Genomic DNA, 17,756 nt, shown 5'->3' on the forward strand with positions numbered 1-17,756 from the left:
GGTCCATAACGAAGCTTTGCGCGCCGTCACAGCAACCTTTCCAACTGGACCCCGGCCTCCGCCGGGGAAGTGGCCCGAAAACGGGGGAGTGCCTCAGCGACGAGGCGCTCCGATCGGCTTACGCCTCGGTCTTGGTCGCCGCCTTCTTGGCGCGCGGCTTCTTAGCCGGCGCGTCGGCAGCTTCGGTGCCCTCGGCATTTTCAGCCGCGACCGGCGACGATTCCGTCACGGCCGTCTCTGCCTCGACCGGAGCCGCCTTCTTCTTGGCAGGTGCCTTCTTGGCAGGCTTCGGCGCGTCTTCCGCGGTGTCCGAGGCGGCTGCCTCTTCGGTCACGGCCGCGTCGTCGGCAGGCGCTGCCTTCTTCTTGGCGGCAGCCTTCTTCTTCGGCTTGTGGTTGTCATGGTCATGCACGTGCGTGCCGCTGGCGAAACCGTCCTCGCTCTCGATCGCAGCTTCCAGCTCCTCACGGGTGGCTTCGCGATCGGTGATCTCGGCCTTCTCGAACAGGAAGTCGACGACCTTGTCCTCGTACAGCGGTGCGCGCAGCTGGGCGGCCGCCATCGGCTCCTGCTGGACGTACTGCATGAACTGCTGACGCTGCTCGGCCGGATACTGCTGGGCTGCCTGCGCCAGCAGACGCTGCATTTCCTGGTTGGAAACCTCGACGCCGTTCGCCTGGCCGATCTCGGACAGCAGCAGGCCGAGGCGCACGCGACGCTCGGCGATCTTGCGGTAATCGTCGCGCTCGCCTTCCATCTCGGCCATTGCGGCCTCGGGATCGGCTTCATGCGTGGCTTCGTGCTGGAGTTGCGACCAGATCTGGTTGAACTCGGCTTCCACCATCGACGGCGGAACCTCGAAGTCATGACCCTCGGCGAGCTGATCGAGCAGCTTGCGCTTCATGTGCGTGCGCGTGAGCCCGTTATGCTCCTGCTCGATCTGACCCTTGAGCAGGCCCGTGAGCTGCTCGAGGCTCTCGAGACCCAGCGACTTGGCCAGATCCTCGTCGATCGCGCTCTCGCCCGCGGTCTTCACCGACTTGACGGTGATGTCGAACGTGGCCGGCTGACCCGCGAGCGACTTCTCCTGATATTCCTCGGGGAAGGTCACGTTCAGGACCTTGTCGTCGCCGGTCTTCACGCCGACGAGCTGGTCCTCGAAGCCCGGGATCAGACGCCCTGCGCCGAGCTCGACGCCCATGTCGGTGCCCGTGCCGCCGTCGAACGCGACGCCATCGGCGGTCTTGCCGACGAAATCGACGGTGACGAGATCGCCCATCGCCGCGACGTAATCGTCAGCGGCGTCGTCCCACTTCTTCTGCTGGTCGGCGAACTTCTGGAGCTGCTCGGTGACCGCCTCGTCGGCGACGGGCACGGTCAGGCGCTCGAGCTTCAGGCCGTCGATCGCGGGCGCCGGGACCTGCGGCAGGACTTCCAGCTCGACCTTGACGACCGCGTCCTTGCCGAGGTCATAGCCGTCTTCGAGCTCGACCGAAGGCTGCATCGCGGGGCGAAGCTGCTTTTCGGCGACGAGGTTCTGGACGCTCTCCTGGATCGCCGCGTTCAGCGCGTCCTGCGTCAGCGCCGGGCCGTGCATCTTGCGGATGAGGTTCGCCGGCACCTTGCCCGGACGAAAGCCCGGCATTTTCATCTGCGGCGCGAGGCGCTTCAGCTCGACATCGACCTTCGCATCGATATCCTTCGCAGTGATGGTGAGGGTGTAGGCGCGCTTGAGGCCCTCGTTCAACGTCTCGACAGTCTGCATGTCCGGCCTTTGTCTAAAAGAGCATTCGGGAAAAATTCGTCTGGGTGTCGCCCCGCCTGGGCGGCGGAGTGGTGCGGGCGAAGGGACTCGAACCCCCACATCTTGCGATGGCAGGACCTAAACCTGCTGCGTCTACCAGTTCCGCCACGCCCGCACAGGACATCGCCGTAGCGGGCGCGTCTATACCAACGTTGTATCCCGGGGCAAGCACGCAAGGCAACACGGTTGGCACTACCGGGGCAACTCCCGACGATTGCGCGCGTTGATGCACGAGAAGGAGAGACGATCATGGCCACCCAGCCGCCGCAAGAGACCCCTGCCCCGACGCCGCCAAGCGAGCCGACGGCGCCGCCGCCTGAGTTTACCCCGCCCGCGCCGGACAGCGACGTCCCCGCACCCGGCATGCCGTCGAATGATCCGGCCCCCGTCCAGCCAGAGTTCTGAGGACCATCATGCCTGACACGAAATCACCGACGCATTCGGGCACTGATCCCGACACGCTTCCCGAGGACCGCGACGCGGACACGCGAAGCGACATCGAACAGGCTGTCGCCTCCCGCTCCGACGCGGTCGAGCGTGGCGACGGCGGGGCAGAGCCCGGCACCTTCACCGATACGGGGCTTCCCGACGGTGTCGGCGGCACGGGCGGCGTGACCAAGAACCAGGACGCGGACGCTCAGTAACCGCGTCGAAGCGCGTTCAGGACTGCGGCAGATGGTGGTCGGCGCGATACGTGTCGACCGCCATTAGCATGCCGGCGATCTCAGCGGTCGACAGCATCAGGATGCGCGCACTGCCCGCCCTTGCGGACACCTTGAACTGCCACGGGGTCAGCAGGCCTGGCATGTACCGCTCGGCCTGTTGCCGGAAAACACTCGCTGCCACCCCGAACCCGATCGTTTCGGAGCGCGGGCAGACCCATCCTCGACGACACACGGTCCGCAGCCGGGCAATCCGATCGACGTGCGCGGCCTGCGGGCCTCCCGGCGTTTCGTAGTTCGCACTGTCCCACTGTGCCCAGCTATAGCCGCGGTACCGAATGGTTACATAAACCTGATAGCTGACGCGGCCCGTCGCCTTCTCGACAAACGCGCGCAGGAAGACATCGTCCGATGCGTGCCCCCCGAAACTCCGGTGCTCGACGAACCCGTTCGTAGTGGTCAGCGTCGCAAACTGGTCGAGCGCATCGTCGGACACGCTCGTCCGAGCCTGAAAATCCGCCGGGGTCATCACGCGCAGCCGGTCGACATCCCCCGTTTCGACTGGCGCGACCGGCACCGTCGTGGCGGGCGCGATCGCGGTCAACGCGGTCGCCGCTGTCAGGAGCACAGCCGCATAGCTACCGTGTTTCAGCATATCTCGCCCGCCCCCGCCCCGCGCAGGACCAGACGTAGCGTCCGCGCCATACTTGCGCGACGGCAACCCGGACCGTTCTGGACCGGCTTGCGACCAGCCATTCGCACGACGCACAACCGGTCAGCCTCGATACAGCGCTGCGTCGACACTATGTTCCCGTTTCACCCTGCCGCCCGAGGACCCGCCGATCTTCACCTTTCCTGATTTCGCGCAGCATCAGACGCTTTATGGCGCGATCGCCGTCGCGGTCCTCGTGCTGATCGTCGCCCAGCGTATTCCGATCATCCGCACGCTCGTGAATGGCGCGATGACGCTTGCTCTTGTCGCGCTGCTGTTCGTGGCGATCGGCCAGCGGAGCCAGTTCGATCCTTATCTGGGCAAGCTCGCGAAGCTGCTCCGGATCGACGAGCAGGAGGTCGTCGGCGGCGAGGTGCGGATCCGCATGTCGCCCGACGGGCATTTCTGGGCGCGCGCGCGGATCGATGGGGTCGAGCGCCGGTTGCTGATCGACAGCGGCGCGACCATCACCGCACTGTCGACTAAAACCGCGGATGCCGCGGGGATTGATGCGCGGACTAGCGTCGTGCCGATCGTCCTTCAGACCGCTAATGGCGCGATCCCGGCGCAATCGGGGAAGATCGGCGAATTGAAGCTCGGCGCGATCGTCGCGCGCGACCTGCAGGTGGTGGTGTCGCCCGCGTTCGGGGACACCAACGTGCTGGGGATGAACTTCCTGTCGCGCCTCGCGTCGTGGCGGGTCGAGGAGAATGTCCTGATCCTGGTGCCGCATCATCCACAGAAGGTGAACGCGTAACGCCTTCCGCTAGCTCAACCACCCCGGCGAAGGCCGGGGCCCAATTGGGAAGGTCTTGATAACGAAGCGCCGACCTTCGTTAGCACCGTTCCCCAATTGGGCCCCGGCCTTCGCCGGGGTGGGGCCGGTGGGTGGACGTTTCTCTTTGTCTGCTTCTACCGTTCCCCCGCGAATGCGGGGGCTCAGGAATCAAGCAGCGCTGCGCTCCATTACCCTGGGCTCCCGCCTTCGCGGGAGAACGGAGGCGTTACGGCGCCACCGACTCCCCGAGCGCGCTCTTCAGCACCTCGTTCACCACAGCCGGGTTCGCCTTGCCACCCATCGCCTTCATCGTCTGCCCGACGAAGAACCCAAACAGCTTGTCCTTGCCACCACGGTAGTCCGCGACCTTGTCCGCATTCGCCGCCATCACCTCGGCGATGACCTTCTCGATCGCGCCGGTGTCGCTGGTCTGCTTCAACCCGCGATCCTCGACGACCTTCGCCGCGCCGTCGCCGGTCTCGAGCATCACCTCGAACACCTGCTTGGCAAGGCTCCCCGACAGCGTACCGTCGGCGATCAGCCCGAGCAGTTCCGCCGCCTGCGCGGGCGACACCGGCGAGTTGGCGATATCCTTGCCCGTCCGGTTGAGCGCACCGAACAGCTCCGACGTCGTCCAGTTCGCCGCCGCCGCCGGCTTCACGCCCGCATCGAGCAACGCATCGAACCACCGCGCCGCCTCGACCTCGGCGGTCAGCACCGTCGCCTGATACGCCGTGATCCCGAGCGCCTCGTACCGCGCCCGCTTCGCGTCGGGCAGTTCGGGCAGCGACGCGCGGCATTCCTCGAGAAACGCATCGTCGAGCACGAGCGGCAACAGGTCCGGATCAGGGAAGTAGCGGTAATCATGCGCGTCTTCCTTCGACCGCATCGACCGCGTTTCGTTGCGATCGGGATCGTAGAGCCGTGTCTCCTGCTGGATCTTGCCGCCGGCCTCGAGCACCTCGACCTGGCGCTTGGCCTCCTGCTCGACCACCGCCATCACGAAGCGCACCGAATTGACGTTCTTCGTCTCGGTCCGCGTGCCGAGTTCGTCGCCGGGTTTCCGCACGCTGACATTGACGTCGGCGCGCATCGAGCCCTCTTCCATGTTGCCGTCGCACGATCCAACATAGCGCAGGATCGACCGCAACTTGCGCAGGTACGCGCCGGTTTCCGCCGGCGATGCGAGATCGGGTTTCGACACGATCTCCATCAGCGCGACGCCCGAGCGGTTGAGATCGACATAGGACTGGGTCGGATGCTGGTCGTGCATCAGCTTGCCCGCATCCTGCTCGACATGGATCCGCTCGACGCCGATCCGCTTGCCCGCAGCATCGGGGTTCTTCTCGTCGAGGCTGATGTCGATCGCGCCTTCGCCGACGATCGGATGATAGAGCTGGCTGATCTGATAGCCCTGCGGCAGATCGGCGTAGAAGTAATTCTTCCGGTCGAAGCGCGACCATTTGTTGATCTGCGCCTCGATCGCCATGCCGGTGCGCACCGCCTGGCGGATGCATTCGCGGTTCGGCACCGGCAGCATGCCGGGCATCGCCGCGTCGACGAGGCTGACCTGCGTGTTGGGCTCAGCCCCGAATGCGGTCGCCGCGCCGGAGAACAGCTTGGCGTTCGACGTCACCTGCGCATGGACTTCGAGGCCGATCACGACCTCCCACTCGCCGGTTTCGCCCTGGATTCTGTAATCGCTCATGTTACCACCAAGCCTCTGGCCGTGCCGTAAATCCTGCCCGCTGTTCGATCGCGAGCCCTGCGTTCAGCACACCTTGTTCGTCGAGCGGCTTGCCGATGATCTGCAAGCCCAGCGGCAGGCCCTGCTTGTCGAGACCACCCGGCACCGACATCGCGGGCAGACCCGCCAGCGACGACGGCACGGTGAAGACGTCGTTCAGATACATCGCGATCGGATCGGCCGATTTCTCGCCAAGCGCGAACGCGGCGGAAGGGGCGGTCGGCGTGAGCAGGACGTCGCACGTCTCCCACGCCTTCTCGAAATCGCGCGCGATCAACGTCCGGATCTTCTGCGCCTGCGTGTAGTACGCGTCGTAGTAGCCGGCCGACAGCACATAGGTGCCGATCATGATGCGGCGCTTCACCTCGGGACCGAAGCCGTCAGCGCGCGTCGCGGCGTACATGTCCTGCAGCCCCGAGCCCGCGGGCAGATCGCGAATGCCGTAGCGCACGCCGTCATAGCGCGCGAGATTCGACGACGCCTCGGCGGGTGCAATGATGTAATAGGCGGGCAGCGCGTATTTGGTGTGCGGGAGCGAGACCTCGACGATCGTCGCGCCGGCATCCTTCATCCACTCGATGCCCTTCTGCCAGAGCGCCTCGATCTCCTCGGGCATGCTGTCGACGCGGTATTCCTTGGGAATACCGACGCGCAGGCCGGCAAGGCTGGCCGACAGACCCGCTTCCCATTTCGGCACCTCGAGCTGGAGCGAGGTGCCGTCCTTCGAATCGAAGCCGGCCATCGCCTCGAGCAGGATCGCGCAGTCGCGGACGTCGCGCGCCATCGGCCCGGCCTGGTCGAGCGACGAGGCGAACGCGATCGTCCCCCAGCGCGAGCAGCGGCCATAGGTCGGCTTGATCCCCGAAATGCCGGTAAAGGCGGCAGGCTGGCGGATCGAGCCGCCGGTGTCGGTGCCGGTCGCGCCGGGGCACAGCCGCGCGGCGACTGCCGACGACGAACCACCCGACGACCCGCCGGGTGCGAGCGAGGCGTTGCCCCCCACTCCATTGGCGTCGTTGCGCTTCCAGGGGCTGATGACGTTGCCGAACGCGGAGGTCTCGTTCGACGATCCCATCGCGAACTGGTCCATGTTCAGCTTGCCGAGCATCCCCGCGCCCGCATCCCACAGATTCTGCGAGACGGTCGACTCATAGGTAGGCGTGAAGCCTTCGAGGATATGGCTCGCCGCGGTCGTCGTGACGCCCTTGGTGCAGAACAGGTCCTTCATGCCGATCGGCACGCCGGCCAGCGGCTTGAGCGTCTCGCCGGCGGCGCGCGCGGTATCGGCGGCGGTGGCGGCGGCGATCGCATGCTCGGGCGTCTCGACCAGGAACGCGTTGAGCGCCTTGGCCTGGCTCACCTTGACGATGAACGCATCGGCGACGTCGCGCGCCGTGAAGCTGCCGTCGCGCACGCCGTCGCGAATGCCGGCAATGCCGAGATCGGTAAGGTCGGTCATTATTCGATCACCTTGGGCACGGCGAAGAAGCCGTGCTCTGCCACGGGGGCGTTGGCCAGCACCTGCTCGCGGATGTTGCCGCCGGTCAGCGGATCGGCGTTGACGACGTCGTCGCGCAGCCGCAGCGTGTTGGGGATGACGGCGGTCATCGGCTCGACGCCGGTCGTATCGACCTCGCCCAGCATCTCGATCCAGCCAAGGATGTTTCCGAGTTCCGGCGCCATGCGGGCGGCGTCCTCGTCGGTGATCGCGATGCGCGCAAGGCTCGCGATCCGCTTCACGGTTGCAGTATCTACGGACATGCCCCGCGGCTAGCACCGCGCGACGCGGCCGCGCAATATGTTTAAGCCGAGCGCCCCCTCATCCTCCCCCGCCAGGGGGAGGTGGCAGGCGCCAGCCTGACGGAGGGGGAGGAACGCGAAACGCCTGATCCGTGTCCGCCCCCTCCGTCGCCTTCGGCGCCACCTCCCCCTGGCGGGGGAGGATTCATCAGAAGCTCACACCCCGCTTAGCGAGACGCGCCCGTTGCAACCGCCCCCGGGTTGCGGCACGGGGGCGGCACCGCCTGCACGGAAGGTCCCGCTTGGCCCGCAAATTCCTCTATTTCGTCACCGCGATGATCGTCCTCGCGATCGCCGCCCTGCTCGCCTATCGGCTTTTCGGCACCGACCTGATGCGGATCGCGATGGTCCCCAGCGAGACGTTCCAGCCGCAGCGCGAGGCGCCGCGCAACATCTATGCGCGCAAGGTCCTGTGGCTCGCGCGACCCGACCGCCCTGGCAATCCGGCGCTCTGGACGCCGCCCGGCTACACCCCCGGCAAGCCGGGCACGGGCGCCGCGATCTTCTTCATCCACCCGACATCGTACATCAACCGCGACCATTGGAACGCGCCGATCGACGATCCGGAGACGAATGCGCGCGCCGAGCTCTTCCTGCGCGGCCAGGCGAGCGCGTTCAACGAAGCGGGCGACATCTGGGCGCCGCGCTACCGCCAGGCGACGTTCGGCGCGTTCCTGACCAGCGAGGCCGACAGCGAACGCGCGCTCGCGCTGGCGTACGGCGACGTCACCGCCGCGTTCGACCGCTTCCTCAAGGAAGCCGGCCCGACCCGCCCGATCATCCTCGCCGGACACAGCCAGGGCGCGCTTCACCTTACCCGCCTGCTGCGCGACCGCATCGCCACCGACCCGAAGCTGAAGGCACGGATCGTCGCGGCCTATGTCGTCGGCTGGCCCGTCTCGCGTACCACCGACCTGCCGCGGATGGGCCTTGGCGAATGCCGCACCGCCGATCAGACCGGGTGCATCCTGTCGTGGGAAAGCTTCGCCGAGCCCGCCGACCCTTCGCTGATCGTCGACACCTATGACAAGACGACGGGCTTCGATGGCCAGCCGCGGAAGGATACGCCGATGGTCTGTACCAATCCGCTGACCGGCACCGCTGACGCGGCGGCACCCGCGACCGCCAATCTCGGCACGCTCGTACCGTCCGCCGACCTCGCCACCGCGACGATGACGCCAGGCAGCGTGCCCGCGCGCTGTGCCGATCGCGGCATCCTGCTGATCGGCGACGCGCCCGATCTCGGGCCCTATGTCCTGCCCGGCAACAATTATCACGTCTATGACTACAGCCTGTTCTGGGCGAACGTCCGCGCGGACGCCAACCGCCGCCTTGCAGCCTTCACGCGATGATCACGCTCTCCCCCGCGCAGTTCCGCGACGCGCTTCCCGACGGCGGCCGGCTGATCGGGCTCGACGTCGGCACCAAGACGATCGGCACCGCTTTGTGCGACGCGGGCTGGTCGTTCGCGAGCCCCGCGCTGCTGATCCGCCGCACCAAGTTCCAGAAGGACAAGGCCGCGCTCGCCGAGATCATCAAGGCGCAGAAGGTCGTCGGCCTCGTCATCGGCCTGCCCATCAACCTCGACGGCAGCGAAAGCCCGCGCTCGCAATCCACGCGCGCGTTCGCACAGAATCTAAAGGACATGGGGCTGCCGATCCTGCTCCAGGACGAACGCTGGTCGACCGTCGCGGTCACGCGCACGCTGATCGAACAGGACGCCAGCCGCGCCAAGCGCGCCGAACTCGTCGACAAGATGGCCGCCGCCTATATCCTACAGGGCGCGATCGACGCGCTGGTGACCAGACAGATCTAGCGGACGACCTGGTACAGGGTCGAAGACCCGTTGGTCCACACGACGCGCAGGTCCGCGGCCTGTGCCGCCCCCGGTGGAAACCCGATCGTCCAGACATGCGTGAACGCCGCACGGGGGAAGCCGGCGATCGCTGCGTTGAAGTTGGACCCGATATCGGAACATTGGGCGGGATAGACGCTCTGGCTCGGATCGGCGAGATAGGGGGCGGCGACCTGGTGCCGGATGCTCAGCAGTTGCTGGCCCGCGATCACCCACTGGTCGTTGGTGAAGACGTCGCGCCGGACGATCGCCAGCCCGGGCAGGTGATCGCGACGCAGATCGGTCCACGCATTACCGCATGGCCGTGCGATCAATGACAGCACCGCCGCACCCCGCGGGATCGCAGCGATCGCGGCGAGTTCGCGCTGCTGTTCGGCGGAGCGCTCGGCAAAGCTCAGCGTCGTGCCGCCAAGGCGGACCGCGACGAACAGCAAGGCGAGCAACGCGGTCGTCCGCGTCGCCCTCGCCGCGATCGGCGGCGCGATCGGCGGCGCGATCGCGACGAGCGCGAGCATCATCGCGGCGGGCGCGATCCGCATGTCGACATACGCGCCGCCCATCAACAACCGCGGCAGGATGACGAACGCCGCCAGACACGCAGCGGCAGGCCAGCCGAGGAGCCGCGAAAACCCCCAGTCGGGGCTCCGCACCGCGACGTAGAGCAGCAGGACGAGCGGAACCAGCGAGAGCAGATCGAACGCCTGCCACCGGTCCCTGAACAGCGACAACAGCCAGAGCGCCTTGATCGGCGCGTTGAACCAGTCCGACGCGCCGAGGCCACCTGCCCCCGCTCCCGCCCCGTATCCCGCCTGCGCGGCCATGACGATCACCGGCCCCGCGAGCGGCAGGCACTGCAGCATCGTGGTGCCGAGCGCGGCCCCCAGCCCCTCCCCGCCGCACGCATGCGCGCGAGTTCGGCGGCTGCTGCCATCAACCCGAACATCCCCCAACCGAAGCTGTGCGACACCCACAACACGAACGCGATCGCGAAGAACGCCACCGCGCGCACCGCAAACCGCCCCTCGCGCCCCCAGCGGATCCACAAGGCCAGTGCGCAGAAGGCCAGCGCCTGCGACAGCGTAAAATTGACGAAGCCGAACTGGAACGGCCAGGCATAGGCGAGCGGCACCGCAAGGATCGCGGTCGGTGGAACGCGCCCATGCGCCTCGCGCGCCGCCCACAGCAGGCCGATGACGGTCAATACCGGGATCGCCATCACCGCGAGCTTGGTCGCTGCCTCGAAACCGACCACGCGGGCGAGCGCGGGCACCAGCAGGTCCATCCCCAGATTGGGGATCAGCGCCCAGTGAAACGCATAATAGCGCGCCAGATCGGGCGAGTCGCGCAGCGCCATCGCGATATGCCAGCGACCCATATGCCCCGGCAGGTCGCTTAGCGGCGGCAGCGACGGCCATGCCAATGGCACCGCGGCGGCGACGACGAGCGCGGCCAGGACCCATCGCCGCTCCCACCACCGCGCGCTGCTGCCGATCACGCCATCGTTCGCGTTGCTTGTCCCCACCATGCGCCGCCCATCGCACGCTGGCCCTAAAACGGGGTTAACCATCCACGGCCCGGGGGCAAAGACGGCGGCAAAGGCGCCGGCAAACCTTGCCCCCGCCGCCGCAGCCCACTACCCAGCGCGCTTGATGCAACGTTCAGATCACCGCCCCGCCACCCTTATCGAGGGCGGCGCCGTCTTCCCGCACCGGCACCTCACCGGGATCGACGGGCTCCAGCCGCACGAGATCGCGTTCCTGCTCGACGAAGCGGAGACCTGGGTCGAGGCGAACCGCACGCATGCGACCCCCGACAAGCGGCTCGCCGGCCTCACGCAGATCAACGCGTTCTTCGAGAACAGCACGCGCACGCTGCTGTCGTTCGAGATCGCGGGCAAAAGGCTCGGCGCCGACGTCGTCAACATGCACGCCGCGCAGTCGAGCGTGAAGAAGGGCGAAACGCTGATCGACACCGCGATGACGCTGAACGCGATGCGCGCGGACGTCATCGTCATCCGCCACATGTCGAGCGGCGCGGTGCGGCTGATCGCGGACAAGGTCGATTGCCCCGTCCTGAACGCGGGCGACGGCCGCCACGAACATCCAACCCAGGCGCTGCTCGACGCGCTGACGATCCGCCGCCGCCGCGGGTCGATCGCGGGGCAGCGAGTCGTGATCTGCGGCGACGTGCTCCACAGCCGCGTCGCACGGTCGAACATCCTCGCGCTGACCGCGCTCGCCGCCGAGGTCCGCGTCTGCGCGCCCTCGACGCTGATGCCCGCCGCGATCCACAAGATGGGCGTGACCCCGTTCACCGATTTCGATGCCGCGCTGGAGGGCGCCGACGTGGTCATGATGCTCCGGCTTCAGAACGAGCGGATGGACGGCGCGTATGTCCCGTCCACGCGCGAATACCGGATGCGTTACGGGCTGACGCTCGACCGGCTCGCGCGCGCGGCGCCCGATGCGCTGGTGATGCACCCCGGCCCGATGAACCGCGGCGTCGAGATCGATTCGGCGGTCGCCGACCATGCCCGATCCGCGATAACCGAACAGGTCGAGATGGGCGTCGCGGTGCGGATGGCGTGTCTCGACGTGCTGACCCGCCGATCGCGCGGCGTGGAGGGCTGGGCATGATCCTCGCGCTCACCAACGCGACGCTCGCCTGCCCCGTCGGCGGCGTCACCAAGGGCAATCTGCTCGTCCGCGACGGCGTCGTCGTTGCGACAGGGCTGGTCGAGATCCCCGCCGACGCGCAGACGATCGACTGCGCGGGCAAGACGATCGCGCCCGGGATCGTCGACCTCGGCGTCGCGCGGATCGACCGCGCCGCGTTTCGCGCGGGCGGAATCGTCCGCGTCGGGCTGATGCCCGACCAGTCGCCCGTGCTCGACGATCCCGGCATCGTCCAGCGCGCCGCGCTGATCGGCAAGCCCGATCTGTGGATCCACCCGATCGCCGCCGCGACTAAGGGGCTTGCCGGCACCGACCTCGCCGAAATGGCGGTCTGCCTGTCGGCGGGTGCGCGCGCGGTCGGCACCGGCAAGCGCTGGATCGCCGATACCGGCGTCATGCACCGCGTGCTCGCCTATGCGCGCGACCTCGACATCGCCGTCGTCACGCATGCCGAGGATGGCGGGCTGACCAATGGCGCGGTCGCGACCGCGGGCGAGACCGCGACGCGGCTCGGCCTGCCCGCCGCCCCCGCGATCGCCGAGGCGCTCGCGATTGCGCGCGACCTGATGCTGGCGGAGGAAACCGGCGCGCGCATCCATGTCCGCCAGGTCACGACCGCCGCGGGTTTCGATCTGATCCGCGCGGCCAAGCGTCGCGGCGTCGCCGTGACGTGCGGCATCACGCCCGCGCATCTCCATCTGTCCGATATCGCGGTCAGCGATTTCCGCAGCTTCGCGCATCTCTCGCCCCCGCTCAGAGGCGAATCGGATCGTCAGGCGGCGCTGGCGGCGGTCGCCGACGGCACGATCGACGTGATCTGCTCGGCGCACGACCCGCGCGGTCCCGAGGAAAAGCGCCTGCCCTTCGCCGATCTCGACCGCGGGGATGGCGGGTGCCGAGACGCTCCTGCCGCTCGCGTTGATGCTCGTGCGCGACGGGCACGCGACGCTCGACCGGCTGTTCGCGCTGCTCGCGCGCAACCCCGCTGCGGTGCTTGGGCTCGACACCGGTACGCTCGAGGTCGGCAAGCCCGCCGACCTGCTCCTGTTCGACGCGGATGCACCGTGGCAGATCACCGGCGACGCGTTTGCCGCGAGCGCGAACAACACGCCGTTCGACGGACTACCGGTGCAGGGAAAAGTGCTGCGCGTGTGGAAGGGCGGCCGCGAGATCGTCTGAAGCGGGATAGCCCGCCAAGACGTCTGCGCGGGGATCCCGGTCGGTTACCGCGAAGCCACCTGCATCCCGCCCTTTCGCAGCCACTGCGCCATCTGGTCGCCCGCGCCCTCGCGGACGAAGCACGCGCCCCCCGTCGTGCGATAGCGGCGGCAGAGCCGGTCCGCCTCGCCGCGGCTGAAGCCCCCGACCGACAAGCGGTAGAACGCGTCGCCGTTCGCCCTGAACGTCATCCCGTTGGGCTGCTGGCCGGCAAATGCCGCAAAGCGCCGCGTCGCGCGGGTCCAGGCATCCTTCGCCACGCCGACCGTGTCATAGGCGCCGATCTGGACATACCAGTCGCCCGAGCGTGCCGGGATCGCAGACCGCATTGCCGCCGCCTGTACGGCCGACGCCGCGGTATCGGGTGCAACACTTGTACTGCGGTCGGCGAGCCGCGGTGTGGCGTCACGCAGCATCATCGCGGGGCTTCGCGACGGCAGCGCCTGGACGACCTCGCGCCGGGGCGCGAACGTCACCTTTGAAAACCCTGCGACGACGCCCGGCGTTACCGTCGCATCGTCCTGCCCGGCCGCCGCGAAGGCACGACGGTCGTCGGATTCGTCCGTGGTCGCCGCCGCCAGTGCCTCGACCGGTGCGGCGCCCGAGGCCGGCGCCATCGGTGCCATCAGCGGCGCGCGGTTGAGCGCCAGCGCGACGGGCTGCCCGGCATCTGCCACCGCGCGAACGCCGAGCAGCGCGGCAATCTGCTCATGGGCCGCGGCGGGCTGCGCGAAGGCGGCCCATTGCGCGAGCCGGACATCGACGTCGGCCGGTGCGAGATCGGTCGCCGCGACGACGCGCGCAGCCTGCCACTGGCCCGCAAGCGCGAGACTGAGCGCAAGATTCTGCCGGACCTTCGCATTGCTCTCGGACGAGCGGGCGACGTCGGTAAGAAGCGTGATCGCGCCCTGCGCATCCCCCGCCAGCGCCAGCGCCAGCCCGCGATCGCTCGCCGGGATGATCGCCGCGTTCTGCGCCAGCGTGAGCCGTGCCGCCTGCCAGTCGCCCCCCGCGGTCTGCATCAGCGCGAGGTTCAACGCCGCCTTGCCATTCTCGGGTGCCAGCGCGAGCGCATCGGCAAATCCCTGTCGCGCGGAGGTGAACCGACCCGCCTCGAGATAGCCTTGCGCCAGCAGCAGGCGATAGTCGGCGGATTGCGGCATCATCCCCACGGCAGCCTCGGCGAACCGCACCGCGCCGTCACCATCGCGCTTGGCGAGCGCCACTTGCGCGCGGCGCGCGTTCGCCATCCCGGCCTTCGCTGCAAAGGCATCGTCGCGGCTGCTCGCCGAGGCGATGCCGTTGCCGCCGTCGGATGCACTGCACCCGACCATCGTGCCGCCAAGGACTAGCGCAGACAGGCCCATCGAAAGGAAAACGCGCGTCTTCATCGGATCAAACCCCACCGGTTTACGTGTCGCCCGTCATCGGCAGGCGCGTCGACCGCGTCCTCCCCGGGCAATGTCTCTAGAAAGGCGTCCAGCGCCTCGGTCAGCAGAAACTGGGCGGATCGCCCCGTCGCCGCACTCGCCTGTTTCAGCCGCGCGTGCCGCGCAGGCTCGAGCCGCAGCGTGAAGGCGATCCGCTTGACCTTGGCGGGCATCACCGGATCGTCCGCAATATCGTTCGCCATCGCCATGTCGGCGGCCGGCAGGCTGAGCGCCATGCGCCTTGGCCCGCGGCGATCGCCCGGCTTGCGCCCCAGCAATGCCGACGACAGCGACGCCAGCGGCTTCGGGTAGGGCGTCATGCCCCTCCCCCACGACGCGGCGACCGAAGCCCACAGGCGCGGTGCGCTGGCCTCGGGGTGCCGGATGAACCGGGACCGCGAACACCGTCCGCCGGAAATTCTTCTCGAGCCGGTCGCAGATATAGGTCCAGAGCGACTCGACCTCGGCCGCCGACTTGCTCCGGGCATCGACCTCCATCACCGTCCGGCCGTCGATCATCGAGGCGGCGAAGTCGGTGCGCTGGTGGATCGTGATCGGCGCGACCGTCCCGTGCTGCGACAGCGCGACGATCGCCTCGCCGGTGATCCGCGCCTTGGGAGTCGCCGCGTTCACGACGAAGATCAGCGGTTTGCCGGCACGGTCGCACAGGTCGACGGTAGCACCCACCGCGCGCAGGTCGTGCGGGCTCGGCCGGGTCGGGATGACGATCAGCTCGGCGACCGCGATCACGCTCTGGATCGCAATGGTGATCGCGGGCGGCGTATCGATCAGCGCCAGCTTGAACCCCTGGAGACGAAGGATCTCAAGATCGGCGGCCAGCCGCGAAACCGTCGTCTGCGCGAACGCCGGCGTCTCGTCCTCGCGCTCGTTCCACCAGTCCGTGAGCGACGCCTGGGGGTCGATGTCGATCAGCACGACCGGCCCGTGGCCGGCGCGCTCGGCCTGCACCGCGAGATGGCCCGACAGCGTGGTCTTGCCCGATCCCCCCTTCTGCGATGCCAACGCCAGAACGCGCATGAATCCGCCAACCCCTTGAATGCCTATCTCGAATATCGTCGGGAATGCCATGATGGCGGATAAGAAGAGGTTAACGCGGAGGCAGGAATCGCCTCCGCGGTGCGCGGCAAAAGGCTTAACGTGATCTTTGCCTTCACCGGGCTATGACGGCATGAGGAACGGCAATGGCTTCGATGAGGTGGACGATGCGGAACGTGTTTTTCGGCGCGGTGGCGATGGCAGCCGCCTGCGCCGCTGTACCGGCGGCGGCGGATGTGAAGGCGGGCGTCGACGCATGGAGCCGCGGCGACTATCGCACCGCGATCGACCAGTGGCGGCCACTCGCGATCGCCGGTGACGCCGACGCCCAGTTCAACCTCGCCCAGGCCTACAAGCTCGGGCGCGGCGTCCCGCTCGACCCCGCGCTTGCGGAAAGCTGGTTCCGCAAGGCCGCGGCGCAAGGACACGTCCAGGCGCAGGACAATTACGGGCTAGCACTGTTCCAGGCGGGCAAGAAGTCGGAGGCACTGCCCTGGCTGGAAAAGTCGGTGGCACGCGGCGAACCCCGCACACAGCTGGTGCTGGGGACGATGCTGTTCAACGGCGACGGCGTGCCCCGCGACTATCCCCGTGCCTATGCCTTGATGACGCGCGCCAGCAGCGCGGGGCTGCAATCCGCCTCGCAGACGCTCGCGCAGATGGATCAGTACATCACCGCCGAGGATCGTCAGCGCGGTACCGCGCTCGCCCAGCAGATCGCCGCGCAGCAAAAGCTGGCGCAGGCCAGCGCTCCCGCAACCATTCGCCCGCAGCAGGCGCCCGCACCGATCGTCCGCACGCCCGTCCCGGCCTCGACACCGGCACAGCCACCGCGTGTCGCCGCGAGTACCACCCCCGCACGCACGGCAGCGCCTGCCCGCAAGGCCGAAAAGCCGGCGCCGAAGCCCGAGGCACCGGCCAAACCTGCCCCCAAGGCAGCGCCCAAGCCCGCACCGGTGAAACCGGCGCCAGCCGCCGCACGCGCATCGGGCAAATGGCGGATCCAGCTCGGCGCGTTCCGCGACCGCGCCAATGCCGAGACGCTGTGGAGCCGTGTCCGCGGAAAACTCGGTGGTGCACAGCCGAGCTATGTCGCCGCCGGCCCCGTCACCCGGCTTCAGGCCGGCGGGTTCGCGACGCGCGCGGATGCGACTCGCGCCTGTGCCGCGTCGGGCCAGCCCTGCGTCGTCGTCAATCCCTGACGCGTCCGGCGGCGGACCTGCCCGCGTCCGGGCACGTCCGTCGCCTCGGTCATCTCACTCGGTTCGCGCCGGGATCCAGCTGATGTCGCGCTCGGCGCGCTGCGGCAGCTCGGCATAGTCGATCAGCCGGGAATGGTCGGTGATCGTGATCTCGCCGCGGCGCCACACCGCGACCCCCTCGGTACGCAGCTGCCGAAGCGTCCGATTGACATAGACCGGGGTCAGCCCCGTCAGATCGCCGATATCCTCCTGCGTCAGGGGGGCCGGGAACGCGGTGTCGACCGCCGCATCGCTGCGCCGCAGCCGCGACCGCAATTCGAGCATCAGCGCGGCGACGCGGCTGATCGCGCTGGTGCGTCCGATCGAGGCAAGGCGCTCCATCAGCAGCACGCGTTCCTGCTGCGCGACGAGGAAGAACAGCGCAGCAAGCCGGGGGTTCTCGGCGAAGACACGGCCGATCGCCGTGGTCTCGACCACCCCCATCGTCACGTCGCTCAGCGTCTGGATCGTGTCGCACGCCGTGGTTGCCGCGATGCTGGGCATCCCGACCAGATCGCCGGGCAGATGCACCTTCACGATCTGCCGTGCGCCATGCCCGACGTTGATGCTGCACGTCACCCAACCACTGATCAGCATGTAGACCTGGGGATCGGACGAGCCTTGGCGCCGTACGATATCACCGCGCTTCAGCCGTATCGACGGCCCCGCCATCTGCTTGAACCGCTCGATGTCCGCGACGTCCGCGCCCGTGAATTCCTTGAAGCGCTCAACATTCCAGCCCGCATCCATCCCGTCGACCATTCCTCGTAACGCGTTG

Annotated in this window: 15 protein-coding genes, 1 tRNA gene and 2 pseudogenes; 7 read left to right on the top strand and 11 right to left on the bottom strand. The window is 68.1% G+C overall.

Annotated features, from left to right (window positions below; genetic code table 11):
- Window positions 1-118 precede the first annotated feature (118 nt).
- The gene (gene tig / locus QP165_RS05370; protein WP_333994267.1) at window positions 119-1,765 is read right to left on the bottom strand and encodes a trigger factor; all 1,647 of its coding nucleotides are present in this window, start codon (window positions 1,763-1,765) and stop codon (window positions 119-121) included.
- 69 nt (window positions 1,766-1,834) lie between these two features.
- Window positions 1,835-1,919 (bottom strand) — tRNA-Leu (locus QP165_RS05375).
- Window positions 1,920-2,217: 298 nt separating this feature from the next.
- Between QP165_RS05375 and QP165_RS05380 the strand changes: the two genes are divergently transcribed.
- A complete protein-coding gene (locus QP165_RS05380) occupies window positions 2,218-2,448 on the top strand; it encodes a hypothetical protein (RefSeq protein ID WP_333994269.1) in 231 nt (76 codons plus the stop codon).
- A gap of 16 nt (window positions 2,449-2,464) precedes the next feature.
- Here QP165_RS05380 and QP165_RS05385 read toward each other — a convergent pair whose 3' ends face one another.
- A complete protein-coding gene (locus tag QP165_RS05385) occupies window positions 2,465-3,121 on the bottom strand; it encodes a hypothetical protein (protein WP_333994271.1) in 657 nt (218 codons plus the stop codon).
- Between the two features lie 253 nt (window positions 3,122-3,374).
- On the opposite strand from QP165_RS05385, the gene QP165_RS05390 reads away from it, so the two are divergent.
- Entirely contained in the window at window positions 3,375-3,935 is a 561-nt protein-coding gene (locus QP165_RS05390) for a retropepsin-like aspartic protease family protein (RefSeq protein ID WP_333994272.1), read from the top strand.
- Between the two features lie 247 nt (window positions 3,936-4,182).
- Here QP165_RS05390 and gatB read toward each other — a convergent pair whose 3' ends face one another.
- From gatB to gatC, 3 genes are read right to left on the bottom strand one after another with little or no spacing between them, the layout of a single operon-like run.
- Window positions 4,183-5,664, bottom strand: coding sequence for an Asp-tRNA(Asn)/Glu-tRNA(Gln) amidotransferase subunit GatB (gatB, locus tag QP165_RS05395; RefSeq protein WP_333994274.1), 1,482 nt, complete (start codon window positions 5,662-5,664; stop codon window positions 4,183-4,185).
- Window position 5,665: 1 nt separating this feature from the next.
- Complete coding sequence (gatA, locus tag QP165_RS05400; protein ID WP_333994277.1) at window positions 5,666-7,162, bottom strand: Asp-tRNA(Asn)/Glu-tRNA(Gln) amidotransferase subunit GatA; 1,497 nt, start codon at window positions 7,160-7,162, stop codon at window positions 5,666-5,668.
- Complete coding sequence (gatC, locus tag QP165_RS05405) at window positions 7,162-7,464, bottom strand: Asp-tRNA(Asn)/Glu-tRNA(Gln) amidotransferase subunit GatC (protein WP_031396405.1); 303 nt, start codon at window positions 7,462-7,464, stop codon at window positions 7,162-7,164. The genes gatA and gatC overlap by 1 nt, the downstream gene beginning before the upstream one ends.
- Window positions 7,465-7,745: 281 nt before the next feature.
- Here gatC and QP165_RS05410 point away from each other — a divergent pair, with 281 nt between their 5' ends.
- Both QP165_RS05410 and ruvX read left to right on the top strand, forming a co-directional pair.
- Entirely contained in the window at window positions 7,746-8,855 is a 1,110-nt protein-coding gene (locus tag QP165_RS05410; RefSeq protein ID WP_333994280.1) for a DUF3089 domain-containing protein, read from the top strand.
- A complete protein-coding gene (ruvX, locus tag QP165_RS05415; RefSeq protein WP_056015867.1) occupies window positions 8,852-9,319 on the top strand; it encodes a Holliday junction resolvase RuvX in 468 nt (155 codons plus the stop codon). The genes QP165_RS05410 and ruvX overlap by 4 nt, the downstream gene beginning before the upstream one ends.
- On the opposite strand, the gene QP165_RS05420 is transcribed toward ruvX, so the two are convergent.
- Window positions 9,316-10,218, bottom strand: a complete 903-nt coding sequence (locus QP165_RS05420) for a hypothetical protein (protein ID WP_333994284.1) — start codon at window positions 10,216-10,218, stop codon at window positions 9,316-9,318. The two genes, ruvX and QP165_RS05420, sit on opposite strands and share 4 nt — an antisense overlap.
- On the bottom strand, window positions 10,185-10,883 hold the full coding sequence (locus QP165_RS05425; protein WP_333994286.1) for a hypothetical protein: 699 nt from the start codon (window positions 10,881-10,883) through the stop codon (window positions 10,185-10,187). The genes QP165_RS05420 and QP165_RS05425 overlap by 34 nt, the downstream gene beginning before the upstream one ends.
- Before the next feature lie 124 nt (window positions 10,884-11,007).
- Here QP165_RS05425 and QP165_RS05430 point away from each other — a divergent pair, with 124 nt between their 5' ends.
- Window positions 11,008-11,994, top strand: a complete 987-nt coding sequence (locus QP165_RS05430; protein WP_333994288.1) for an aspartate carbamoyltransferase catalytic subunit — start codon at window positions 11,008-11,010, stop codon at window positions 11,992-11,994.
- A pseudogene (locus tag QP165_RS05435) lies at window positions 11,991-13,212 on the top strand (dihydroorotase). The gene QP165_RS05430 and the pseudogene QP165_RS05435 overlap by 4 nt, the downstream one beginning before the upstream one ends.
- A gap of 44 nt (window positions 13,213-13,256) precedes the next feature.
- Here QP165_RS05435 and QP165_RS05440 read toward each other — a convergent pair.
- Together QP165_RS05440 and QP165_RS05445 are read right to left on the bottom strand one after the other, a co-directional pair.
- Complete coding sequence (locus QP165_RS05440) at window positions 13,257-14,642, bottom strand: SPOR domain-containing protein (protein WP_333994290.1); 1,386 nt, start codon at window positions 14,640-14,642, stop codon at window positions 13,257-13,259.
- A gap of 369 nt (window positions 14,643-15,011) precedes the next feature.
- Window positions 15,012-15,719, bottom strand: a pseudogene (locus QP165_RS05445) (AAA family ATPase); the annotation flags it as partial.
- Window positions 15,720-15,904: 185 nt separating this feature from the next.
- Between QP165_RS05445 and QP165_RS05450 the strand changes: the two are divergent.
- Window positions 15,905-16,939, top strand: coding sequence for an SPOR domain-containing protein (locus QP165_RS05450; protein WP_333994291.1), 1,035 nt, complete (start codon window positions 15,905-15,907; stop codon window positions 16,937-16,939).
- A 54-nt stretch (window positions 16,940-16,993) separates the two neighbouring features.
- Here the strand turns inward: QP165_RS05450 and QP165_RS05455 are convergent, their stop codons facing one another.
- Complete coding sequence (locus QP165_RS05455) at window positions 16,994-17,740, bottom strand: Crp/Fnr family transcriptional regulator (protein ID WP_333994292.1); 747 nt, start codon at window positions 17,738-17,740, stop codon at window positions 16,994-16,996.
- Window positions 17,741-17,756: the final 16 nt, after the last annotated feature.

The organism is Sphingomonas sp. 22R3R2A-7, from assembly GCF_036856055.1.
In the GTDB taxonomy this organism is placed as follows: domain Bacteria; phylum Pseudomonadota; class Alphaproteobacteria; order Sphingomonadales; family Sphingomonadaceae; genus Sphingomonas.

Excerpts from the sequence above, each read along its gene's own strand:
- tig (WP_333994267.1), bottom strand. The coding sequence starts at position 1,765 with ATGCAGACTGTCGAGACGTTGAACGAGGGCCTCAAGCGCGCCTACACC.
- QP165_RS05380 (WP_333994269.1), top strand. The coding sequence starts at position 2,218 with ATGCCTGACACGAAATCACCGACGCATTCGGGCACTGATCCCGACACG.
- QP165_RS05385 (WP_333994271.1), bottom strand. The coding sequence starts at position 3,121 with ATGCTGAAACACGGTAGCTATGCGGCTGTGCTCCTGACAGCGGCGACC.
- gatB (WP_333994274.1), bottom strand. The coding sequence starts at position 5,664 with ATGAGCGATTACAGAATCCAGGGCGAAACCGGCGAGTGGGAGGTCGTG.
- gatA (WP_333994277.1), bottom strand. The coding sequence starts at position 7,162 with ATGACCGACCTTACCGATCTCGGCATTGCCGGCATTCGCGACGGCGTG.
- gatC (WP_031396405.1), bottom strand. The coding sequence starts at position 7,464 with ATGTCCGTAGATACTGCAACCGTGAAGCGGATCGCGAGCCTTGCGCGC.
- ruvX (WP_056015867.1), top strand. The coding sequence starts at position 8,852 with ATGATCACGCTCTCCCCCGCGCAGTTCCGCGACGCGCTTCCCGACGGC.
- QP165_RS05420 (WP_333994284.1), bottom strand. The coding sequence starts at position 10,218 with ATGCTGCAGTGCCTGCCGCTCGCGGGGCCGGTGATCGTCATGGCCGCG.
- QP165_RS05425 (WP_333994286.1), bottom strand. The coding sequence starts at position 10,883 with ATGGTGGGGACAAGCAACGCGAACGATGGCGTGATCGGCAGCAGCGCG.
- QP165_RS05430 (WP_333994288.1), top strand. The coding sequence starts at position 11,008 with ATGCAACGTTCAGATCACCGCCCCGCCACCCTTATCGAGGGCGGCGCC.
- QP165_RS05440 (WP_333994290.1), bottom strand. The coding sequence starts at position 14,642 with ATGAAGACGCGCGTTTTCCTTTCGATGGGCCTGTCTGCGCTAGTCCTT.
- QP165_RS05450 (WP_333994291.1), top strand. The coding sequence starts at position 15,905 with ATGCGGAACGTGTTTTTCGGCGCGGTGGCGATGGCAGCCGCCTGCGCC.
- QP165_RS05455 (WP_333994292.1), bottom strand. The coding sequence starts at position 17,740 with ATGGTCGACGGGATGGATGCGGGCTGGAATGTTGAGCGCTTCAAGGAA.